Origin of the sequence: Caulobacter sp. 602-1 (assembly GCF_003931565.1) — a bacterium.
GTDB lineage: Bacteria > Pseudomonadota > Alphaproteobacteria > Caulobacterales > Caulobacteraceae > Caulobacter.
In genome coordinates this window covers 24,858-43,685 of sequence record NZ_RRYI01000013.1, presented here as the reverse complement: position 1 = coordinate 43,685, position 18,828 = coordinate 24,858, and the positions used below count along the sequence as shown (strand labels likewise).

General features: G+C 66.2%; 29 protein-coding genes and 1 pseudogene. 27 read left to right on the top strand and 3 right to left on the bottom strand.

Annotated elements, in window-relative coordinates; all coding sequences use genetic code 11:
* Together tuf and EIK80_RS24820 are read left to right on the top strand one after the other, a co-directional pair.
* Positions 1–126 (top strand): annotated as a pseudogene (tuf, locus tag EIK80_RS24825) (elongation factor Tu); the annotation flags it as partial.
* Between the two features lie 243 nt (positions 127–369).
* The gene (locus EIK80_RS24820; RefSeq protein WP_125159678.1) at positions 370–996 is read left to right on the top strand and encodes a YdeI family protein; all 627 of its coding nucleotides are present in this window, start codon (positions 370–372) and stop codon (positions 994–996) included.
* Here EIK80_RS24820 and EIK80_RS24815 read toward each other — a convergent pair.
* Together EIK80_RS24815 and EIK80_RS24810 are read right to left on the bottom strand one after the other, a co-directional pair.
* Positions 993–1,298 (bottom strand): UBP-type zinc finger domain-containing protein, encoded by a 306-nt coding sequence (locus tag EIK80_RS24815; protein ID WP_125159677.1) that lies wholly within the window; start codon positions 1,296–1,298, stop codon positions 993–995. The genes EIK80_RS24820 and EIK80_RS24815 overlap by 4 nt on opposite strands.
* Before the next feature lie 13 nt (positions 1,299–1,311).
* A complete protein-coding gene (locus EIK80_RS24810) occupies positions 1,312–2,928 on the bottom strand; it encodes an FAD-dependent oxidoreductase (RefSeq protein ID WP_233586932.1) in 1,617 nt (538 codons plus the stop codon).
* A gap of 170 nt (positions 2,929–3,098) precedes the next feature.
* Between EIK80_RS24810 and fdhD the strand changes: the two genes are divergently transcribed.
* The 4 genes from fdhD to EIK80_RS24790 all read left to right on the top strand — a co-directional run bounded on the left by fdhD (position 3,099) and on the right by EIK80_RS24790 (position 8,387).
* Positions 3,099–3,914 carry a formate dehydrogenase accessory sulfurtransferase FdhD gene (gene fdhD, locus EIK80_RS24805; RefSeq protein ID WP_125159675.1) on the top strand — a complete coding sequence of 272 codons (816 nt, stop codon included), beginning with the start codon at positions 3,099–3,101 and terminating at the stop codon, positions 3,912–3,914.
* Positions 3,914–6,232, top strand: a complete 2,319-nt coding sequence (locus EIK80_RS24800) for an FdhF/YdeP family oxidoreductase (protein ID WP_125159674.1) — start codon at positions 3,914–3,916, stop codon at positions 6,230–6,232. Before fdhD ends, EIK80_RS24800 begins: the two co-directional genes overlap by 1 nt.
* Positions 6,233–6,286: 54 nt before the next feature.
* Positions 6,287–7,432, top strand: a complete 1,146-nt coding sequence (locus EIK80_RS24795) for a GNAT family N-acetyltransferase (protein ID WP_233586931.1) — start codon at positions 6,287–6,289, stop codon at positions 7,430–7,432.
* A gap of 112 nt (positions 7,433–7,544) precedes the next feature.
* On the top strand, positions 7,545–8,387 hold the full coding sequence (locus EIK80_RS24790; protein ID WP_125159672.1) for a GIN domain-containing protein: 843 nt from the start codon (positions 7,545–7,547) through the stop codon (positions 8,385–8,387).
* Between the two features lie 92 nt (positions 8,388–8,479).
* Here EIK80_RS24790 and EIK80_RS24785 read toward each other — a convergent pair whose 3' ends face one another.
* The gene (locus tag EIK80_RS24785) at positions 8,480–9,250 is read right to left on the bottom strand and encodes a hypothetical protein (RefSeq protein ID WP_125159671.1); all 771 of its coding nucleotides are present in this window, start codon (positions 9,248–9,250) and stop codon (positions 8,480–8,482) included.
* A 404-nt stretch (positions 9,251–9,654) separates the two neighbouring features.
* Here EIK80_RS24785 and EIK80_RS24780 point away from each other — a divergent pair, with 404 nt between their 5' ends.
* From EIK80_RS24780 to rpmD, 21 genes are read left to right on the top strand one after another with little or no spacing between them, the layout of a single operon-like run.
* Positions 9,655–9,858: a hypothetical protein gene (locus EIK80_RS24780; protein ID WP_125159670.1), complete on the top strand. Its 204-nt coding sequence runs from the start codon at positions 9,655–9,657 to the stop codon at positions 9,856–9,858.
* Between the two features lie 13 nt (positions 9,859–9,871).
* A complete protein-coding gene (rpsJ, locus tag EIK80_RS24775; protein ID WP_004616952.1) occupies positions 9,872–10,180 on the top strand; it encodes a 30S ribosomal protein S10 in 309 nt (102 codons plus the stop codon).
* Positions 10,181–10,193: 13 nt separating this feature from the next.
* Positions 10,194–10,961, top strand: a complete 768-nt coding sequence (rplC, locus tag EIK80_RS24770; protein WP_125159669.1) for a 50S ribosomal protein L3 — start codon at positions 10,194–10,196, stop codon at positions 10,959–10,961.
* On the top strand, positions 10,961–11,599 hold the full coding sequence (gene rplD, locus EIK80_RS24765; RefSeq protein WP_125159668.1) for a 50S ribosomal protein L4: 639 nt from the start codon (positions 10,961–10,963) through the stop codon (positions 11,597–11,599). Before rplC ends, rplD begins: the two co-directional genes overlap by 1 nt.
* The gene (locus tag EIK80_RS24760; protein WP_004616934.1) at positions 11,599–11,895 is read left to right on the top strand and encodes a 50S ribosomal protein L23; all 297 of its coding nucleotides are present in this window, start codon (positions 11,599–11,601) and stop codon (positions 11,893–11,895) included. The genes rplD and EIK80_RS24760 overlap by 1 nt, the downstream gene beginning before the upstream one ends.
* 4 nt (positions 11,896–11,899) lie before the next feature.
* Entirely contained in the window at positions 11,900–12,739 is an 840-nt protein-coding gene (gene rplB / locus EIK80_RS24755; RefSeq protein WP_125159667.1) for a 50S ribosomal protein L2, read from the top strand.
* Between the two features lie 3 nt (positions 12,740–12,742).
* Complete coding sequence (gene rpsS / locus EIK80_RS24750) at positions 12,743–13,021, top strand: 30S ribosomal protein S19 (RefSeq protein WP_125159666.1); 279 nt, start codon at positions 12,743–12,745, stop codon at positions 13,019–13,021.
* Positions 13,022–13,023: 2 nt separating this feature from the next.
* Positions 13,024–13,404: a 50S ribosomal protein L22 gene (rplV, locus tag EIK80_RS24745; protein ID WP_010919132.1), complete on the top strand. Its 381-nt coding sequence runs from the start codon at positions 13,024–13,026 to the stop codon at positions 13,402–13,404.
* Positions 13,404–14,156 carry a 30S ribosomal protein S3 gene (gene rpsC / locus EIK80_RS24740; protein ID WP_125159665.1) on the top strand — a complete coding sequence of 251 codons (753 nt, stop codon included), beginning with the start codon at positions 13,404–13,406 and terminating at the stop codon, positions 14,154–14,156. The genes rplV and rpsC overlap by 1 nt, the downstream gene beginning before the upstream one ends.
* A gap of 13 nt (positions 14,157–14,169) precedes the next feature.
* The gene (rplP, locus tag EIK80_RS24735) at positions 14,170–14,601 is read left to right on the top strand and encodes a 50S ribosomal protein L16 (protein WP_125159664.1); all 432 of its coding nucleotides are present in this window, start codon (positions 14,170–14,172) and stop codon (positions 14,599–14,601) included.
* Between the two features lie 5 nt (positions 14,602–14,606).
* On the top strand, positions 14,607–14,798 hold the full coding sequence (gene rpmC / locus EIK80_RS24730; protein WP_047413099.1) for a 50S ribosomal protein L29: 192 nt from the start codon (positions 14,607–14,609) through the stop codon (positions 14,796–14,798).
* A gap of 10 nt (positions 14,799–14,808) precedes the next feature.
* Positions 14,809–15,048: a 30S ribosomal protein S17 gene (gene rpsQ / locus EIK80_RS24725; protein WP_099579538.1), complete on the top strand. Its 240-nt coding sequence runs from the start codon at positions 14,809–14,811 to the stop codon at positions 15,046–15,048.
* Positions 15,049–15,065: 17 nt separating this feature from the next.
* Entirely contained in the window at positions 15,066–15,434 is a 369-nt protein-coding gene (gene rplN / locus EIK80_RS24720) for a 50S ribosomal protein L14 (RefSeq protein ID WP_125159663.1), read from the top strand.
* Positions 15,434–15,748 (top strand): 50S ribosomal protein L24, encoded by a 315-nt coding sequence (gene rplX / locus EIK80_RS24715; RefSeq protein ID WP_125159662.1) that lies wholly within the window; start codon positions 15,434–15,436, stop codon positions 15,746–15,748. The genes rplN and rplX overlap by 1 nt, the downstream gene beginning before the upstream one ends.
* Complete coding sequence (rplE, locus tag EIK80_RS24710; RefSeq protein ID WP_125159661.1) at positions 15,741–16,298, top strand: 50S ribosomal protein L5; 558 nt, start codon at positions 15,741–15,743, stop codon at positions 16,296–16,298. Before rplX ends, rplE begins: the two co-directional genes overlap by 8 nt.
* 21 nt (positions 16,299–16,319) lie before the next feature.
* Entirely contained in the window at positions 16,320–16,625 is a 306-nt protein-coding gene (gene rpsN / locus EIK80_RS24705) for a 30S ribosomal protein S14 (RefSeq protein WP_047413112.1), read from the top strand.
* 10 nt (positions 16,626–16,635) lie between these two features.
* Positions 16,636–17,034: a 30S ribosomal protein S8 gene (rpsH, locus tag EIK80_RS24700; protein ID WP_099579526.1), complete on the top strand. Its 399-nt coding sequence runs from the start codon at positions 16,636–16,638 to the stop codon at positions 17,032–17,034.
* An 18-nt stretch (positions 17,035–17,052) separates the two neighbouring features.
* Positions 17,053–17,586, top strand: a complete 534-nt coding sequence (gene rplF / locus EIK80_RS24695; protein ID WP_101719243.1) for a 50S ribosomal protein L6 — start codon at positions 17,053–17,055, stop codon at positions 17,584–17,586.
* Between the two features lie 3 nt (positions 17,587–17,589).
* The gene (gene rplR, locus EIK80_RS24690; RefSeq protein WP_013078658.1) at positions 17,590–17,940 is read left to right on the top strand and encodes a 50S ribosomal protein L18; all 351 of its coding nucleotides are present in this window, start codon (positions 17,590–17,592) and stop codon (positions 17,938–17,940) included.
* Between the two features lie 10 nt (positions 17,941–17,950).
* Positions 17,951–18,556 (top strand): 30S ribosomal protein S5, encoded by a 606-nt coding sequence (rpsE, locus tag EIK80_RS24685; RefSeq protein ID WP_096051657.1) that lies wholly within the window; start codon positions 17,951–17,953, stop codon positions 18,554–18,556.
* A gap of 3 nt (positions 18,557–18,559) precedes the next feature.
* Positions 18,560–18,745 carry a 50S ribosomal protein L30 gene (gene rpmD, locus EIK80_RS24680; RefSeq protein WP_099579521.1) on the top strand — a complete coding sequence of 62 codons (186 nt, stop codon included), beginning with the start codon at positions 18,560–18,562 and terminating at the stop codon, positions 18,743–18,745.
* The last annotated feature ends 83 nt before the right edge of the window (positions 18,746–18,828 follow it).

Sequence of the window (18,828 nt, the reverse complement as noted above, 5' to 3'; positions counted from 1 at the left end):
GGCGACAACGCCGAGCTGGACGTCGAGCTGATCACCCCGATCGCCATGGACCAAGGCCTGCGCTTCGCCATCCGCGAAGGCGGCCGCACGGTCGGCGCCGGCGTCGTCGCCAAGATCGTTGAATAACGATTTTCACGACAGTGTTTGGTGACCAGAAGCGCAAGCGCTTCTGGTGGGCCAGGATCGTCGAGTAATCGACCGATCTCAGCGTCAGCTGAACTGATCTAAGCGAAGGCCCCGGGGAGCGATCTCCGGGGCCTTTTGCTTGGGCTAATGTCTGACTTGGGTGCGGGCGTACGTTGTCTCATGTGCGCGACTAGCGGACTCAATTGAGTTCTGGAAACGGGCAAAAGGTGGAAGGAGAAGGCCATGGCGATGATCACCGATCCCGACGACTTCTTCACCCTGGGCTGCGGCCGGTGCGAGCGCTTCGCGACGCCGGACTGCTCGATCCGGCCTTGGGTTGAGGGGCTGAATGCGCTGCGCCGGATCTGTCTGGATGTCGGGCTGGAGGAAACGGTGAAGTGGGCGCACCCTTGCTACATGCACGCCGGGCGCAACATCGCGATCTTCGGTGCGTTCCGAGGCGATTTCCGGCTCAGCTTTCTGAACCCGGGGCTGTTGACCGACAGCGAGGGCGTGCTGGAACCGCAGGGGCCCAACAGCCAGACGCCGGGCATGATCCGCTTCACGGCCAGCGAACAGGTCGCCGAGCTGGAGCCGGTGATCCGGGCCTATCTGCGCCAGCTGATGGACCACGCCGTAGCCGGAACCAAGCCGCCAAAGACCGAGCGCGAGATCGACGTGCCGGACGAGCTGACCGAGGCGCTGGACGCCGATCCGGCGCTGGCCGAGGCCTTCCACGCGCTGACGCCAGGCCGCCAGAAGAGCTATCTGTTCGCGCTGAACCAAGCCAAGCAGCCGGCGACGCGCGCGGCGCGGATCGAGAAGTTCCGCGACAAGATCATCGCCGGCAAGGGCGCGCTCGAGCGCTAACCCTCCACGAACCTCGGGATCGGTCCGACCTGCGGGGTCTGGTCCGGCAGTTCGACGAATTCCTCGTCCATGAAGCACCAGCCCCAGCCCTCCGGCGGGTCGTAGCCCTCGATGATCGGGTGTCTGGTCGCGCGGAAATGGGCGGTGGCGTGCCTGCTGGGGCTGTCGTCGCAGCAGCCGACATGGCCGCAGGTCCGGCACAGGCGCAGATGCACCCACCAGCCGCCGGTCTTCAGGCATTCCTCGCAGCCCTTGGAGCCGGGCGTGACATGATGGATGGAGTCGCCGTGCGTGCAGGTCATGGGGGGAATCCTCTCAGGCTTCGGCGAGATAGGCGTGGATGGCGGCGACGGCCTGGGCGCCTTCGCCGATCGCGGCGCCGACCCGCTTGACCGAGCCGGCCCGCACGTCGCCGATCGCGAACACGCCCTTGCGGCTGGTCTGCAGCAACGGATGGCCGGGCGCGAGGTCGGCGCCGGTGCGGACGAAGCCGTGATTGTCCAGCTCCACATGGCAATGGGTCAGCCAGGCGGTGTTGGGCGCGGCGCCGATGAACAGGAAGAGGTGGCTGATCGCCTGGACGGTCTCGACGCCGTCCGGACCGCGCCAGCGCACGGCCGACAGCTGGTTCGGCTTGCCGTCCTCGCTTTCGAGGTCGACGATCGCGCTTTTGACGATGACCTCGATATTGGGCGTGCTCTCGATGCGGTCGATCAGGTAGCGGGACATGGTCGCCGCCAGGCTCTCGCCGCGCACGATCATCCAGACCTTCTTGACCTGGCTGGCCAGATAGACCGCCGCCTGGCCCGCGGAGTTGCCGGCCCCGACCAGGGCGACCTCCTGGCCGGCGCACAGCTTGGCCTCCAGCGGCGAGGCCCAGTAGTGGACGCAGGCGCCTTCGAAGCGATCCAGGTTCTCGACCTCCAGCCGGCGGTAACGGGCGCCGCTGGCGATGACGACGGTCTTGGCTTGCGCGGTCTCGCCGCTGGCGAGGGCCAGGCGGTAGCGATGCTGGCCGTCGTCCTCGCAGACGAGGGAGGCGACCTCGTCGGGAATGGCCAGCTCGGCGCCGAACTTCTGGGCCTGGCCGTAGGCGCGGCCCATCAGGGCCATGCCGGTGATCCCGGTGGGGAAGCCCAGATAGTTCTCGATCCGCGCCGAGGCTCCGGCCTGGCCGCCGAAGGCGCGGGTGTCCAGCACCAGCACCGAGAGCCCCTCGGATGCGGCGTAGACGGCGGTGGCGAGACCCGCGGGGCCGGCCCCGACGATGGCGACGTCATAGAGGCGGTTGGCGTCGATCGGTCCGACCAGGCCGATACAGCGGCCCAGCTGGTGATTGGTGGGCTTTCGCAGAATCTCGCCGTTCGGACACAGCACGATCGGCAGTTCGCTGTCGTCGACCTGGAAGCGCTCGATCAGCACCTTGGCGCAGTCCATCTGGTCGGGGTCGAGGTGCTGGTAGGGATGGCCGTTGCGCGCCAGGAAGCCCGACAGGCGGATGACCTCGGCGTCGGCTTCGCGGCCGATGATGATCGGGCCGCCGGCGCCGGTCTCGATCAGGCTGACGCGGCGCAGGATCAGGGCGCGCATGATCTGTTCGCCCAGCTCGGCCTCGGCGACCAGTACGGCGCGTAGGCGCTCCGGGGCGATCAACAGCGCCTCGACCTGGGTGAGGGCCTTGACGTCGACCAGCGACGGGCGGCCCGACAGCTGGGCGATCTCGCCGACGAACTGGCCGGCGGCGTGCTCGACGATCGGCTGGCTCTCGTCGTGGGCGTCGCGGCGGCTGATCGCCACCCGGCCGGCCAGGATCACGAACAGGCCGGGCGAAGCGACGCCGGCCGTGGCCAGGGCCGCGCCGGGCTCGGCGTGGACAACCTGGCCGAAGCGGCGCAGCCGATCGATCTCGGCCGGCTCAAGCCGGGGAAACATCTGAGCGCGTCGGGTGTCGAACGTGGAGCCTGCCATGGGGAGAGATTGCGTCAGGATCGGCGCGCGGTCATCCGCCGAACGATGACGAATTTGAACATTCGTGCGGTGGCGTGACGGAGCCATTCGATCGAATGGTTCCTTTCGCGCGATGCGAGGCCTAGACTCCGGCCATGTCGCGTTCGTCCGCCACTCCACGCCCCGTCCTGCAATGGCGCGCGGGGACCCCCGTCCAGGCCCTCGAGCGGCCCCTGCCGCGCGAGACCGCCGTGGGCCTCTCGTTCGATGGCCGTCCACATACGGTGCTGATGGCCACGCCGCGGGATGTCGAGGATCTAGCCCTGGGCTTCGTGATCACCGAGGGGATCGCCAGCGCCGCCGACGTGCTGGACATCGTCCGCAAGGACGAGGCGCTGGGCATACTGGTCGATATCCGCCTGGCGCCCGGCGCCCTGGCCCGGAAGGCCCGGCCACGCAACCTGGAAGGCCGCTCCAGCTGCGGGCTCTGCGGCGTGCAGCGCCTGGCGGACGCGGTGCGGCCCCTGCCGGTGGTGGACACGGGCGCGCGGATTGAACACGCCGCCATCCCTCGCGCCCTGGCGGCGCTGGAGGCCGAGCAGGCCCTGGGTCGCCTGACCCGCGCCACCCACGCGGCGGCCTTCTTCAATAGAGTGGGCGGCCTGGTCGCGGTGCGCGAGGACGTCGGCCGGCACAACGCCCTCGACAAGCTGGCCGGCCTGATGGCGCGCGAAAAGATCTCAGCGGCTGACGGCTTCGTCGTCGTCACCAGCCGGGCCTCGTTCGAGATGGTCGAGAAGACCGCGCGGATGGGCTGTTCGATCCTGGTCGCGGTGTCGGCCCCGACCGAGCTGGCGGTGAGCAAGGCTCAGGAGGCCAACCTGACTCTGGTCGCCCTGGCCCGGGCCGACGGCCACGCGGTGTTCGCCGGCGGCGAGCGTCTTGTCGAGTCTGAGTTGGAGTCGGTCTGATGGCGGATGATACGGCCGCGCCTGGCAAGGTTCAGGGCGTTCGCCCCTACACCCATCCGGCCGGCGGTTGGGATGCGCTGAAGGCCGTGGCCGGCGCGCTTGTCGACCAGGAGACGGTGGTCGAGGGCGGCAAGACCCTGATGCGGGCCAACCAGCCGGAGGGCTTCGACTGCCCCGGCTGCGCCTGGCCCGACCCCAAGCACACCAGTTCGTTCGAGTTCTGCGAGAACGGGGCCAAGGCCGTGGCCTGGGAGGCGACGACCAAGCGCGCCACGCCCGAGGTCTTCGCGCGGCACACGGTCAGCGAGCTGCTGACCTGGACCGACCACGCGATCGAGGATCTGGGCCGACTGACCGAGCCGATGGCCTATGACCCGGCCGACGACCATTATAAACCGATCTCATGGGACGAGGCCTTCGCCCGCGCCGGCGCGGCCCTGAAGGCTCTGGCTCATCCGGACGAGGCGGAGTTTTACGCCTCGGGCCGGGCCAGCAACGAGGCGGCCTTTCTCTATCAGCTGCTGGGCCGGCGGTTCGGGACCAACAATTTCCCGGACTGCTCGAACATGTGCCACGAGCCGACCAGCGTCGGCTTGCCGGACTCGATCGGCCTGGGCAAGGGGTCGGTGACCCTGGAGGACTTCGACCACGCCGACCTGATCCTGTGCTTCGGGCACAATCCCGGCACCAATCACCCGCGGATGATGGCCACCCTGCGCGAGGCCAGCCGGCGCGGCGCGACGATCCTGGCCTTCAATCCGCTACGCGAGCGGGCGCTGGAGAAATTCGCCTCGCCGCAGGATCCGGTCGAGATGGCGACCCTGAGCTCGACCCCGATCGCCTCGGCCTATTTCCAGCTGAAGATCGGCGGCGACGCGGCCTTCGTGCAGGGCATGATGAAGGCGGTGCTGGCCATGGAGGCCCGCGATGGCGGGGTCCTGGACCGCGCCTTCATCGCGGAACACACCGCCGGCTTCGAGATCCTGGCCGCCCAGCTCGAGGCCATGGACTGGGCCGAGATCGAGGCCGGCAGCGGCATGTCCCGCGAACGGATCGAAGAGGCGGCGGCGGTCTACGCCCAGGCCAAGGCCACCATCCTCTGCTACGGCATGGGCCTGACCCAGCATCGCGACAGTTCCGGCACGGTGCAGCAGCTGGTCAACCTGCTGCTGCTGAAGGGCAATATCGGGCGGGAAGGGGCGGGGATCTGCCCGTTGCGCGGCCACTCCAACGTGCAGGGCAACCGCACGGTCGGCATCTGGGAAAAACCGTCCAAGGCGCTGTCGGACGCGATCCAGACCGTCTTCGGCTTCGAGCCGCCGCGCGCGCACGGCCATACGGTGGTCGAGACGATCGAGGCGATGGAAGCCGGCCGGTCCAAGATGTTTCTGGGCCTGGGCGGCAATTTCGCGGTGGCCGCGCCCGACCCGGTGCGAACCTTCGCGGCCATGCGCAAGCTGGACATGGCCGTCCATGTCGCCACCAAGCCGAACCGCACACACCTGCTGGTCGGCAAGGCAGCGATCCTGCTGCCGTGCCTGGGCCGCACCGAGATGGACGTCCGCGGCGGCGTGCGCCAGTCGGTGACGGTCGAGGACTCGATGTCGATGGTCCACGCCTCGCGCGGGCTCAACCCGCCGGCGTCCGAGCACCTGATGTCCGAACCGGCCATCGTGTCGGGGATCGCCCACGCCACCTTTGGCGACGATCCGCATGTCGACTGGCTGGGCCTGGCCGACGACTACGACGCCATCCGCGACCTGATCGCCCGGGTTTTCCCGGCCTTCGACGACTATAATGACAGGGTTCGCGTTCCCGGCGGCTTCCGCCTTGAGGTCGGACCGTCGAACCGGGTGTGGAGGACCGCCAGCGGCAAGGCCAATTTCCTGCCGTTCGACCCCAGGGGCGGCGATCCGCGCCGGGGCGATCCCGACGTCATGATCCTGACCACCCTGCGCAGTCACGACCAGTACAACACCACCATCTACGGCATGAACGACCGCTATCGCGGCGTGTTCGGCCGGCGCGACGTGATCTTCGCCAACCCCGACGACATGGCGCGACTGGGTCTCTCGCAAGGCGATCTCGTCGACCTGGGCGCGGCGTTCGACGAGACGGGCGAGCGGATCGTCCGAGCCTTCACCGTGGTGGCGCGCGACATCCCGCCGGGATGCCTGGCCGCCTACTATCCGGAGACGAATGTGGTGGTGTCGCTGGATGACCACGACCAGCGTTCGGGCACGCCGGCCTACAAATCCGCGCCCGTGCGTCTGCGTCCTCACCAGACCGCTTGGCAAGGCGCGGCGGCGCGCAACTAAAGCGGTTGTTAGGAGCCGCTATGTCTAATGCGCCCAACCCAAGGGAGAGGGCGCGTGGGCGTGGATGTCGAGACCGTGGCGGTTTCAGAGCTGGGAGCGGCCGAGCGCGCGCTCTGGAGCCGCTTCCGCGAGGAAGACCCCGCCCTAGCCAGTCCCTATTTCGACCTGCGCTTCGTGGAGGCCGCCAGCCAGGTCGCGCCGAACGCCCGGGTCGCCGTCATTCGCGAGGGCGGAGTGGTTCGCGGCTTCCTGCCGTTCCAGCAGCGGGGCGGCCTGCTGCAGCCCCTGGCGGCGCCGCTCAGCGACTTCCACGGTCTGATCGCCGGGCCGAATCTCTCCGTCGGCGGGCTGCTGCCGCGCCTGGAGGGCGTACGCCGGGCGCGGGTCAGCGGCCTGATCGGCGCGGGGGAGGCGGACCGGCCGGGGTTGAGAGCTCGTCGGGCGATGGCCGCGGATCTCTCGCAAGGCTTCAACGCCTACCTCGCCAGTCGCGACACGCGGTTCCTGAAGGACAAGCGCCGCCGCCGCCGCGCCCTGGAGCGCGATCATGGACCGCTGTCGTTCGCTTTCGAGCGACCGACAAAGGCCGAGATCGACCTCGTCATCGGCCGCAAGCGCGCCCAGCTGTCCCGCACGCACCAGTACGATGTCTTCGCCTGCGGGTGGACGGTCGCGCTGCTGCATCGGCTGGCCGAGATCTGCGCCCCGGACTTTGGCCTGCGGCTCGCGACCTTGAAGGCTGGCGATACGCTCGTCGCGGCGGAGTTGGGCCTGAGTTCGGGCGCGCGGCATCACCTGTGGTTCCCGATCTATGACCCGGCCTTCGCCAAGTACTCGCCAGGCAGCCTGATGACGCTGGACACCCTGGAGGCCGCCGCCGCGCGCGGAATCGCACGCGTTGACTTCGGCGTCGACGCCGACGTCTACAAGCGCGACTTCGCAGACCCGGCCGAGGCGGTGTTCGAAGGGCTGATCGAGCGGCGAGCCTCCTCACGGGGGCTGTCGATGCGCGGCTTCGGCGTCTCTCGGCTGGCGCGGCGGTTCGACCGCATCGTGGCGTGCGAGCCTGGCCTGGTCGGTCAGATCCGGGGCGGGACCGGCTTCATGGCCGCCATGGCGCGGCGCCATCCCAGGCTGGGGGCTGGCGTGGGTCTAGGGCTGGGATTGGGGCTGACTCTGGCCGCGCTGATGGTCGACTAGTCGACCCGTGTTATATGACATCGCGGTCATGACCTCGAATTAAGTCGAAACCTTGTCAGGCCCCCGCTAGCTTCCCCTCATCGAATTACACGCAATCGAGGGGAGAACATCGATGCGCGCTCTGACCACCCTGGCCGTTCTGGCCGCCGCCGTTACCGCCGCCGGCGCCGCCCAGGCCGCCCCGTCCGTGAAGATCAAGGACGCCGTCGCGCGCGTGGTGATCATCCCCGAGAACCGCTCGGATGTGAAGGTCGAGTTCATCACCACCAATGCCGACCTGCCGCTAAGCGTGCGCCAGAACGGCGACGAGGTGATCGTCGACGGCGACCTGCGAATGAACCGGATCAACAGCTGCAACAGCCGCGACGGCAAGACCTGGGTGAAGGTCCGCGGCGTGGGTCAGGTGTCCTACGACAACTTCCCCCAGGTGGCCGTGCGCGTCCCGATGAACGTCAAGGTCCAGGCCGGCGGCGCCGTGTTCGGCGACATCGGTCGCTCGGACAGCGTCAACCTGGCCAATGCTGGCTGCGGCGACTGGACCGTGGCCAACACCAGAGGCGAACTGCATGTCAGCCAGGCTGGTTCGGGCGACACCAAGGCCGGTTCCGCCGCGTCGGTCGAGATCAGCATCGCCGGCTCGGGCGACGTGACGACCCAGGCGATCTCTGGCGACATGGAAGCCAATATCGCGGGCTCGGGTGACATCAAGGTGGCCAGCATCGCCGGCAAGCTGGAAGGCAATATCGCCGGCTCGGGCAACATCACCGTCCTGGGCGGCCGCAGCCGCATGGTCGAGGTCAATGTGATGGGCTCGGGCGACGTGGCCTTCAATGGCGAGGCCGACGATGTCGACGTCTCGGTCGCCGGCTCGGGCGACGTGCGCATCGCCAAGGTCAACGGCGCGGTCAAGAAGCACGTGGCCGGTTCGGGCGACGTGATCATCGGCGGCCGCTGATCGCGAGCGCCGCTACATATATATAATGAGCGAAGGCCCCGGGATCGCTCCCGGGGCCTTCTTCATGTCCGGACCTTGGGCCCGGGTCGTCCTTAGCGGACGCCGAAGCCGAACAGGTCGCTGGCCGTGGCCAGGTCGGCGCCGGCGCGATCGCGGTCCTTCAGGCTGCCGCCGAACGTGTAGCGGAAGCCGACCTTCACGGCGTCCGAGTTCAGCTTGGCCAGGTCCTTCGATTCCGCGTGGGTGTACTTGGCGAAGGTCGACCAGCCGGTGTTGGCGAACTTGTATTCGCCGCCGGCGTTCACGTCCCACAGGTCGGCGTTGACGTTGGTGTCGATGCGCGACCAGCCGGCGCCCGCGTTCAGGCGGAAGTTGTCCGACACGAAGTAGCGGGCTTCGCCGCGGACGGCGTACAGATCGGCGTCCAGGTCATTCGACTGGCCATAGGCGACCAGGCCCGTCAGCGTGACGTTGTTCAGGTACTTCTGGGCCTCGGCGCCGACGGCCCACAGGGTGTCGTTCGACGGACGCGACAGGGCGGTGAAGCCGCCGACGCGCACGGTGTCGCCCAGCTTGGTGGTCAGGTGCACGGCGCCCGACGCGACGGTTTCGTCCGACAGGTCGTTGTCCGAGATCGAGACGTCGCCGTTGGCGGTCACGGTCCAGGCGCCCGAGAGCGGGATGGCGACCGAGCCGTCGAGCACGGCCGAGGTGCCGTCATTGCCGCCGAAGCGGGTGTTCAGGTCCGTGTAGTTCACGGCGGCGCCGACCGAACCGATGTTCCCGTTGGTGCTTTGGGCGAAGGCCGGGGCCGAGACGGCGGCGGCGATCAGGGCGGCGGTGGCGAAAAGCTTCGTATTCATAGTGGGGTATCCCCTTACACAAGAGTGGCTCACCGGCTGGCTGGACGGTCGTTGTTGGGGGGAGGGGCCGCCCAGTCCGTCGGTGAGGGGCGGCATCTATGGAGGTTCGACCTTGGCCTCAAGGCCGTCGGCGACGCTTCGAGGCGGATTTATACAAATTTGTGACACTTGCGCGGGGTGGCATTTCGCCTACGCGCGAGCGGGCGCACGTTCTTGCTAGCCATCGGGACAATTGGGTTAAAAGCGGACCGACGTTATCTTTCCGAAGGCCTTGCGTGGCGGGGGGAGGGCGCCTATTCAGAACCGGCCCGACGAGTCGCGTTCCACAAAGTCGCGACGAGCCGGGCACAGCGCTTGACGAAACCGATTCTGGAACGTACAAGCGCGCCTCTGTTGGACCGGCTGTGAGCTCTCGGGCTCAAACGCGGTTCGCGAGACGCCCGGACATAGCGCCTCAAGCCTTCTCTCGAGAGGGTGGTGCAATATCTGGTCATCAGCCCCGGCGGGAAACCGCGGGGGTCATTTGTTTTGCGGACGCTGCGTACGAGCTCTCTCGGGAGTTCGAGTTGGTCTTTGAAATGGTTCGAGACGCGGGCGCAGCCCACTAGGAAACCGAGCGATATGGATCGTCAGAACATCCGCATCCGGCTCAAGGCCTTCGATCACCGCGTGTTGGATCATTCCACGCGCGAGATCGTCAACACGGCCAAGCGCACGGGTGCGACGGTGCGGGGCCCCATCCCCCTGCCCACGCTTATCGAGAAATTCACCGTCAACCGTTCGCCGCACGTCGACAAGAAGTCGCGCGAGCAGTTCGAGATCCGTACGCACAAGCGCGTTCTCGACATCGTTGACCCGACTCCGCAGACCGTGGACGCGCTGATGAAGCTCGACCTGTCGGCCGGCGTTGACGTCGAAATCAAGCTGTAAGGAGGGCCGATCCATGACTCTCCCCACCCAACGCACTGGCGTCCTCGCCAAGAAGCTCGGCATGACCCGCTTCTTCGACGAAGCCGGTCAGCACGTGCCGGTCACCGTCCTGTCGCTCGACGGTTGCCAGGTCACGGGCGTGCGCACCGTTGAGAAGGACGGCTACACCGCCCTGCAACTCGGCGCTGGCGCCAAGAAGGCCAAGAACACCTCGAACGCCATGCGCGGTCACTTCGCGAAGGCGGCCGTCGAGCCGAAGCGCGTCGTCGCCGAATTCCGCGTCGAAGAGAACGCCCTGATCGAAGTCGGCGCCGAACTGACGGCCGACCACTTCGTCGCCGGCCAGAAGGTCGACATCCAAGGCGTGACCGTCGGTAAGGGCTTCGCCGGCGCCATGAAGCGCTGGAACTTCGGTGGTCTGCGCGCCACCCACGGCGTCTCGGTCTCGCACCGTTCGCACGGCTCGACCGGTAACCGCCAGGATCCGGGTCGTACGTTCCCGGGCAAGAAGATGGCGGGTCACCTCGGTCAGGAAACCGTCACGACGCTGAACGTCACGGTCTGGAAGGTCGACGTCGAACGCGGCCTGATCCTGATCAAGGGCGCCGTCCCGGGCCACGAAGGCAGCTACGTGAAGGTTCGCGACGCCGTGAAGAAGGCTCTGCCTGCCGACGCTCCGCGTCCGGGCGCCTTCCGCAAGGCTGGCGAGGCTGCTCCGGCCGCCGCTGAGACCCCCGCTGAAGAGGCCCCCGCGGCTGCGACCGAAGAGGGCGAAGGCTAATGAAACTCGACGTCATCAAACTGGACGGCGGCAAGGCCGGTTCCGTTGATCTCGACGACGCCATCTTCGGCATCGACGAAATCCGCGGCGACATCCTGCAGCGCGTCGTGACCTGGCAGCTGGCCAAGCGCCGCTCGGGCAACCACAAGATTCAGGTTCGTAACGAGGTCTCTCGCACGAGCAAGAAGATGTACAAGCAAAAGGGCACCGGCGGCGCTCGTCACGGCTCGCGCCGTGCGGCTCAGTTCGTCGGCGGCGCCAAGGCCCACGGCCCTGTCGTCCGTAGCCACGCTTTCGACCTGCCGAAGAAGATCCGGGCCCTGGCTCTGCGCCACGCCCTGTCGTCCAAGGCCAAGTCGGGCGCGCTGGTCGTCCTGGACAGCGCCATTCTGACCGAAGCGAAGACGGCCGCCCTGCGCGCCAACTTCGACAAGATCGGTCTGAAGAACGCCCTGGTCATCGCCGGTCCGGAAGTGGACGCGAACTTCAAGCTCGCCGCCCGCAACATCCCGAACGTGGATGTCCTGCCGAACGCCGGCCTGAACGTCTACGACGTGCTGCGTCGCCAGACCCTCGTCCTGACCAAGGACGCGGTCGAAGCGATCTCGGCCCGTTTCGCTGAGAAGGAAGCCGCCTAATGGCCGCCACCGCTCGCCACTACGACACGATCCTGTCGCCGGTGATCACCGAAAAGACGACCCTGCTCAGCGAGCAGAACAAGGTTGTCTTCAAGGTGGCCAACGACGCGACCAAGGACGAAATCGCCGCCGCCGTCGAAGAGCTGTTCAAGGTCAAGGTGACCAAGGTCAACACCATCGTGACCAAGGGCAAGACCAAGCGCTTCCGCGGCATCGTCGGGCGTCGCAACGACGTCAAAAAAGCGATCGTGACCCTGGCCGACGGCCAGTCGATCGACATCACGACGGGGCTCTAATCAGATGGCCTTGAAGCATTTCAACCCGACCAGCCCCGGCCAGCGCGGCCTGGTGCTGATCGACCGCAGCGAACTTCACAAGGGCAAGCCCGAGAAGAAGCTCGTTGAAGGCCTGACCAAGTCGGGCGGTCGCGGCGGCAATGGCCGTATCGCGGTCCGTTTCCGCGGCGGCGGCGCCAAGCGCCTGTACCGTCTGGTCGACTTCAAGCGTCGTAAGCAAGGCGTGGCCTCGGTCGTTCGCCTTGAGTACGATCCGAACCGCACCGCCTTCATCGCCCTGATCAAGTATCAGGCCGACGGCGAGCTGGCCTACATCCTGGCCCCGCAACGCCTGAAGGTTGGTGACGAAGTCGTCACCGGCGAGAAGGTCGACGTGAAGCCGGGCAACGCCTCGCCGCTGCGCACGCTGCCGATCGGCACGATCATTCACAACATCGAGCTGAAGCCCGCCAAGGGTGGTCAGATCGCCCGTTCGGCTGGCGCCTACGCCCAGCTGGTCGGTCGTGACGCCGGCTACGCCCAGATCCGCCTGAACTCGGGCGAGCTGCGCATGGTGCTCGACTCGTGCATGGCCACCGTCGGCGCCGTTTCGAACCCCGACCACATGAACCAGAACCTCGGCAAGGCCGGTCGTTCTCGTCACATGGGCCGTCGCCCGCACGTCCGCGGTGTCGCCATGAACCCGGTCGACCACCCCCACGGTGGTGGTGAAGGTCGCACCTCGGGCGGCCGCCACCCGGTGACCCCGGCTGGTAAGCCGACCAAGGGCGCCAAGACCCGCGTCAACAAGGCCACGGACAAGTTCATCATCCGTTCGCGCCACAAAGCGAAGAAGGGCCGCTAAGCCATGACCCGCTCCGTCTGGAAAGGCCCGTTTGTCGACGGGTACCTCCTGAAGAAGGCCGACGCCGCTCTGTCGTCGGGCCGCAAGGATGTCATCAAGACCTGGTCACGTCGCTCGACGATCATGCCGCAATTCGTCGGCCTGACCTTCGGCGTCCACAACGGCCAGAAGCACATCCCGGTCTCCGTGTCGGAAGACATGGTCGGCATGAAGTTCGGCGAGTTCGCTCCGACCCGCAACTTCCCCGGCCACGCCGCCGACAAGAAGGCCAAGAGGAAGTAATCATGGCCAAGCAGAAGCAAGAACGCCGCCTGCCGGCCGCCGAAGCGATGTGCAAGGTGCGCACCCTGCGCACCAGCCCGCGGAAGCTGAACCTGGTCGCTCAGTCCATCCGTGGCCTGAACGTCCAGCGCGCTCTCAACGAGCTCGAGTTCAGCCACAAGCGTATCGCCCAGGACGTCCGCAAGGCGCTGTACTCGGCGATTTCGAACGCCGAGAACAACCACAACCTCGACATCGACTCCCTGGTCGTCGCCGAGGCCTATGTGGGCAAGAACCTGATCATGAAGCGTTTCTCGCCCCGCGCTCGCGGTCGCGCGACGCGCGTTGAGAAGCCGTTCTCCGAGATCACGATCGTGGTCCGCGAACTGGGTGAGGCCGCCTAATGGGTCAGAAAGTCAATCCGGTCGGGCTGCGGCTCGGCGTAAACCGCACCTGGGACAGCCGTTGGTTCGCCGACGGCGCCCAGTACGGCAAGATGCTGCACCAGGATCTCGCGATCCGCGCCGCCCTGAAGAAGCGCCTGTACCAAGCCGGTGTCTCGCGCATCATCATCGAGCGTCCGCACAAGAAGTGCCGCATCACGATCTATGCCGCTCGTCCGGGCGTCATCATCGGCAAGAAGGGCGCTGACATCGACAAGCTCCGCAAGGACCTGTCGGTTCAGACCGAGGGCGAAGTCCACCTGAACATCGTCGAGATCCGCAAGCCGGAAACCGACGCTCAGCTGGTGGCCGAGTCGATCGCTCAGCAACTCGAGCGCCGTATCGCCTTCCGTCGCGCCATGAAGCGTTCGATCCAGTCGGCCGTGCGCCTCGGCGCCAAGGGCATCCGGATCAACGTCTCGGGTCGTCTGGGCGGCGCTGAAATCGCTCGGATGGAGTGGTATCGCGAAGGCCGCGTGCCGCTGCATACCCTGCGCGCCGACATCGACTTCGGTTTCGCCGAAGCCAAGACCACCTACGGCATCATCGGCGTGAAGACCTGGATCTTCAAGGGCGAGGTGCTGGAGCATGATCCGATGGCGCTCGACAAGCGCCTGGCCACCGAGTCCGGCCCCGCCGGCGAAGGTGGCGGCCGTGAGCGCGGCGATCGTCCCGACCGGGGCGACCGTCGTGACCGTCGCGATCGCGCCTAAGGATTAGATCGCCATGCTGTCTCCGAAAAAGACCAAATTCCGCAAGCAGTTCAAGGGCCGCATCCACGGCGCTTCGAAGGGCGGCACCCTGCTGAACTTCGGTTCGTACGGCCTGAAGGCCGTCGAGCCGGAACGCATCACGGCTCGCCAGATCGAAGCCGCCCGTCGCGCCATCACCCGCCAGATGAAGCGTCAAGGCCGCGTCTGGATCCGTATCTTCCCGGACGTGCCGGTCACCGGCAAGCCGGCCGAAGTCCGGATGGGTAAGGGTAAGGGCGCCGTGGATTACTGGGCCGCTCGCGTGGCTCCGGGCCGCATCATGTTCGAAATCGACGGCGTGCCGGACGATATCGCGCGTGAAGCGCTTCGCCTGGGCGCCGCCAAGCTGCCGATCCGCACTCGTGTTGTCACCCGCCTCGACGCGGGCGTGGCCCAGGAGGCTTGAGGCTCATGAAGATCGCTGACATCCGGGGCCTGACCCCCGACCAGCTGGCCGACACCCTGATCAGCCTGAAGAAAGAGCAGTTCAACCTGCGCTTCCAGGCCGCCACGGGCCAGGTCGAGAAGACCCACCGCGTCAACGAGATCCGCAAGGATATCGCGCGGATCAAGACCGTGCTGCGCGCCAAGGCCGCGGCTTAAGGAGAACGATATGCCCAAGCGTATCCTCGAAGGGGTGGTCGTCTCCGATAAGGGCGACAAGACCGTGGTGGTGAAGGTCGAACGGACCATCGTTCACCCGGTTCTTAAGAAGATCGTGCGTCAGTCCAAAAAGTACCACGCGCACGACGAATCCAACGCGTACAAGGCCGGCGAAGCTATTCGCATCGTCGAGTGCGCTCCGAAGTCCAAGCTGAAGACCTGGGAAGTGCTTCCCAAGGCTTCGGCTTAATCTGGAAGGTTTAGACCATGATCCAGATGCAAACTAACCTGGAAGTCGCTGACAATTCTGGCGCTCGCCGGGTCATGTGCATCAAGGTGTTGGGCGGCGCAGGCCGTCGCTACGCCAGCGTGGGCGACGTCATCGTCGTCTCCGTGAAGGAAGCCATCCCGCGTGGCCGCGTGAAGAAGGGTGACGTGCTTCGCGCCGTCGTCGTTCGCGTGAATCAAAATCTGAAGCGCAAGGATGGCTCGGTCATCCGCTTCGATAAGAACGCCGCGGTCATCGTGAACAAGGCGAGCGAGCCGGTCGGCACGCGGATCTTCGGCCCGGTTCCCCGTGAACTGCGCGCCAAGAACCACATGAAGATCATCTCCCTCGCTCCGGAGGTGCTGTAATGGCCGCTAAGATCAAGAAGGGCGACCGCGTCGTCGTTCTGGCCGGCAAGGACAAGGGCAAGCAAGGCGCTGTGACCCAGGTTCTTCCGAAGGAAAACCGGGTTGTCGTGGAAGGCGTGAACATGGTTTCGCGTCACACCAAGCCGACCCAGGCCGAGCCGCAAGGCGGCATCAAGCAAAAGGAAGCCGCGCTGCACGTCTCGAACGTCGCCATCGTGGACTCCAAGGGCAAGCCCACCCGCGTCGGCTTCAAGATCGAAGGCGACAAGAAGGTGCGTGTCGCCAAGACGACCGGCGAGGTGATCAATGGCTGATCAAGCTTACGAGCCCCGGCTGAAGACCGTTTATCGCGAGCGCATCCGCGCCGCGATGAAGGAGCAGTTCGGCTATACCAACGAGATGCAGATCCCCAAGCTGGACAAGATCGTCCTGAACATGGGTATCGGCGAGGCTGTGGCCGACTCCAAGAAGGCCCAAGTCGCTCTGAAGGACCTGCAGGCGATCGCCGGCCAAAAGCCCGTCGCCACCAAGGCCCGCAAGTCGATCGCCGGCTTCAAGCTGCGCGAAGGCATGGTGGTCGGTGGCAAGGTCACCCTGCGCAAGGACCGGATGTACGAGTTCCTGGACCGCCTGGTCACGATCGCGCTGCCGCGCGTGAAGGACTTCCGTGGTCTGAACGGCAAGAGCTTCGACGGCCGTGGCAACTACGCCATGGGCCTGAAGGAGCACCTGGTGTTCCCGGAAATCAACTATGACCAGATCGAGCAGATCTGGGGCATGGACATCATCGTCTGCACCACTGCGAAGTCCGACCAGGAAGCCAAGGCTCTCCTGAAGGAATTCCAGTTCCCGTTCACCAATTAAGAGCGGGCAGGGAAAAGCACCATGGCAAAGAAAAGCGCCGTCAACCGCAACGAAGCCGTCAAGGCCCTCGTCAAGAAGTTCGCCGAGAAGCGCGCCGCGCTCAAGGCGACCGCCAACGACGAAAGCCTGCCGCTCGAGGAACGCTTCGAGGCCCGCCTCAAGCTCGCCAAGCTGCCCCGCAGCAGCTCGGCGATCCGCATCCGCAACCGCTGCGAAGTCACGGGCCGTCCGCGCGCCTACTACCGCAAGCTGAAGATGAGCCGTATCGCGCTCCGCGAACTGGGTTCGCAGGGTCAGATCCCCGGCCTCGTCAAGTCGAGCTGGTAAGGACGATCAGATGTCGATGAACGATCCCCTGAGCGACCTGATCGCTCGCATCAAGAACGCCGCCACGCGCAAGCGCAACAAGGTCTCGACGCCGGCTTCCAAGCTGCGCGCCCGCGTCCTCGACGTGCTGGCCGATGAAGGCTACATCCGCGGCTACTCGCTGATCGAGAAGCCCGGCGCGTTCCCCGAATTCGAGATCGAGCTCAAGTATTTTGACGGTGAGCCCGTGATCGCCGAGATCAGCCGCGTGTCCAAGCCTGGCCGTCGCGTCTATTCGTCGATCAAGGACCTGAAGCCGATCAAGAACGGCCTGGGCATCTCGATCCTTTCGACGCCGAAGGGCGTCATGTCGGACACCGCTGCACGCGACGCTAATGTCGGCGGCGAAGTCCTCTGCCGCGTCTACTAGGCGCGGGAGGGAAAGAGCATGTCACGTATCGGTAAGAAAGCCGTCGCAATCCCCTCGGGCGTGCAAGTCACGCTCGCGGGTCAGACGGTCACGGTGAAGGGCCCCAAGGGTCAGTTGTCGTGGACGATCGCCGACGAAGTCGAAGTCAAGCAAGAGGGCGCCGAGCTCCTTCTGACTCCGCGCGTCGACACGAAGCGCGCCAAGGGCATGTGGGGTCTGTCCCGCACGCTGGTGGCCAACATGGTGCATGGCGTCACCGCCGGGTTCGAGGAAAGCCTCGAACTGGTCGGCGTTGGTTACCGCGCGGCCATGAAGGGCACCGCCCTGAGCCTCCAGCTCGGTTTCAGCCACGACGTGGACGTTGAGGCTCCGGCCGGCGTCACCTTCGCTGTGCCGAAGCAGACCGAAATCAAGATCGCCGGCATCGACAAGCAGGCGGTCGGCGAGATTGCCGCGAAGATCCGCCGCATTCGTCCGCCTGAGCCGTACAAGGGCAAGGGCGTGCGTTATGCTGGCGAGAAGGTTCGCCGCAAGGAAGGCAAGAAGAAGTAAGCCATGGCGCTCTCTCCTCGTGAATCGGCGGCCAAGCGCGCTCAGCGCGTTCGCACCCGCCTCAAGAGCCTCGCCAACGGTCGTCCGCGTCTGTCGGTCTTCCGTTCGTCGAAGAACATCTACGCCCAGGTCATCGATGATGAACGCGGCGTGACCCTGGCGTCGGCTTCCACCCTGGAAGCCGAAGGCAAGGGCGCGGACAAGGATGCCGCCGCCGCTGTCGGCAAGCTCGTCGCCGAGCGCGCTATCGAAAAGGGCGTCAAGGACGTCGTCTTCGATCGTGGTGGTTACATCTTCCACGGCCGGGTGAAAGCCCTGGCCGACGCCGCGCGCGAAGCCGGCCTGAACTTCTAAGGGAAACAGAATGGCTCGTGGTGAACAACAGCGCGGTGAAGGCGGTCAACGCCGTGACCGTCGCGACCGCAACGCCCCCGAAGAGCGGGTCGACAGCGACATCGTCGAAAAGCTCGTCCACATCAACCGCGTCGCCGCCACCGTGAAGGGTGGTCGTCGCTTCAGCTTCGCCGCTCTGATGGTCGTTGGCGACCAAAAGGGCCGCGTCGGCTTCGGTCATGGCAAGGCGCGTGAAGTGCCGGAAGCCATCCGCAAGGCGACCGAAGAAGCCAAGAAGACGATGATCCGCGTTCCGCTGCGCGAATCCCGCACCCTGCACCACGACGGCGCTGGCCGTTGGGGCGCTGGCAAGGTGATGATGCGCGCGGCGCCTCCCGGCACCGGCGTCATCGCCGGCGGTCCGATGCGCGCGGTTCTCGAAACCCTGGGCGTCCAGGACGTCGTGGCCAAGTCGACGGGTTCCTCGAACCCGTACAACATGGTTCGCGCCACGTTCGAGGCCCTGAAGGTCCAGTCGTCGCCCCGCCAGATCGCCGCCAAGCGCGGCAAGAAGGTTGGCGACATCCTCGGCCGTCGCGCCGACGGCGCGTCGTCGCCGGAAGCCATCGAGGGCTAAGTCATGGCTGAAGCTAAGCAAGTCACGGTCCGCCAAACGGGCAGCCCGATCCGTCGTGAAAAGGACCAGCGCGCCACGCTCGCCGGTCTGGGTCTCAACAAGCTGGGCCGCACGTCCACGCTGGAAGACACCCCGTCGGTCCGCGGCATGATCCGCAAGGTCGCGCACCTGCTGGAAATCGTCGAGTAGTCCGCTACGCGACGACGAAATACGCCACCCCGGTGAAAGCCGGGGTGGTTTTCGTTTGAAATCCTGCCTGGCCCAAACTCATT

Coding starts and splice junctions, on each gene's coding strand:
- rpsJ (WP_004616952.1), top strand. CDS start 9,872: ATGGATCGTCAGAACATCCGCATCCGGCTCAAGGCCTTCGATCACCGC.
- EIK80_RS24800 (WP_125159674.1), top strand. CDS start 3,914: ATGGCGGATGATACGGCCGCGCCTGGCAAGGTTCAGGGCGTTCGCCCC.
- rplC (WP_125159669.1), top strand. CDS start 10,194: ATGACTCTCCCCACCCAACGCACTGGCGTCCTCGCCAAGAAGCTCGGC.
- rplF (WP_101719243.1), top strand. CDS start 17,053: ATGTCACGTATCGGTAAGAAAGCCGTCGCAATCCCCTCGGGCGTGCAA.
- rpmC (WP_047413099.1), top strand. CDS start 14,607: ATGAAGATCGCTGACATCCGGGGCCTGACCCCCGACCAGCTGGCCGAC.
- rpsS (WP_125159666.1), top strand. CDS start 12,743: ATGACCCGCTCCGTCTGGAAAGGCCCGTTTGTCGACGGGTACCTCCTG.
- rplN (WP_125159663.1), top strand. CDS start 15,066: ATGATCCAGATGCAAACTAACCTGGAAGTCGCTGACAATTCTGGCGCT.
- EIK80_RS24810 (WP_233586932.1), bottom strand. CDS start 2,928: ATGTTTCCCCGGCTTGAGCCGGCCGAGATCGATCGGCTGCGCCGCTTC.
- rplD (WP_125159668.1), top strand. CDS start 10,961: ATGAAACTCGACGTCATCAAACTGGACGGCGGCAAGGCCGGTTCCGTT.
- rplB (WP_125159667.1), top strand. CDS start 11,900: ATGGCCTTGAAGCATTTCAACCCGACCAGCCCCGGCCAGCGCGGCCTG.
- rpsH (WP_099579526.1), top strand. CDS start 16,636: ATGTCGATGAACGATCCCCTGAGCGACCTGATCGCTCGCATCAAGAAC.
- rpsQ (WP_099579538.1), top strand. CDS start 14,809: ATGCCCAAGCGTATCCTCGAAGGGGTGGTCGTCTCCGATAAGGGCGAC.
- rpsC (WP_125159665.1), top strand. CDS start 13,404: ATGGGTCAGAAAGTCAATCCGGTCGGGCTGCGGCTCGGCGTAAACCGC.
- rplR (WP_013078658.1), top strand. CDS start 17,590: ATGGCGCTCTCTCCTCGTGAATCGGCGGCCAAGCGCGCTCAGCGCGTT.
- rpmD (WP_099579521.1), top strand. CDS start 18,560: ATGGCTGAAGCTAAGCAAGTCACGGTCCGCCAAACGGGCAGCCCGATC.
- rpsE (WP_096051657.1), top strand. CDS start 17,951: ATGGCTCGTGGTGAACAACAGCGCGGTGAAGGCGGTCAACGCCGTGAC.
- rplX (WP_125159662.1), top strand. CDS start 15,434: ATGGCCGCTAAGATCAAGAAGGGCGACCGCGTCGTCGTTCTGGCCGGC.
- rplV (WP_010919132.1), top strand. CDS start 13,024: ATGGCCAAGCAGAAGCAAGAACGCCGCCTGCCGGCCGCCGAAGCGATG.
- rplE (WP_125159661.1), top strand. CDS start 15,741: ATGGCTGATCAAGCTTACGAGCCCCGGCTGAAGACCGTTTATCGCGAG.
- EIK80_RS24815 (WP_125159677.1), bottom strand. CDS start 1,298: ATGACCTGCACGCACGGCGACTCCATCCATCATGTCACGCCCGGCTCC.
- rpsN (WP_047413112.1), top strand. CDS start 16,320: ATGGCAAAGAAAAGCGCCGTCAACCGCAACGAAGCCGTCAAGGCCCTC.
- EIK80_RS24785 (WP_125159671.1), bottom strand. CDS start 9,250: ATGAATACGAAGCTTTTCGCCACCGCCGCCCTGATCGCCGCCGCCGTC.
- rplP (WP_125159664.1), top strand. CDS start 14,170: ATGCTGTCTCCGAAAAAGACCAAATTCCGCAAGCAGTTCAAGGGCCGC.
- EIK80_RS24820 (WP_125159678.1), top strand. CDS start 370: ATGGCGATGATCACCGATCCCGACGACTTCTTCACCCTGGGCTGCGGC.
- EIK80_RS24790 (WP_125159672.1), top strand. CDS start 7,545: ATGCGCGCTCTGACCACCCTGGCCGTTCTGGCCGCCGCCGTTACCGCC.
- EIK80_RS24760 (WP_004616934.1), top strand. CDS start 11,599: ATGGCCGCCACCGCTCGCCACTACGACACGATCCTGTCGCCGGTGATC.
- fdhD (WP_125159675.1), top strand. CDS start 3,099: ATGTCGCGTTCGTCCGCCACTCCACGCCCCGTCCTGCAATGGCGCGCG.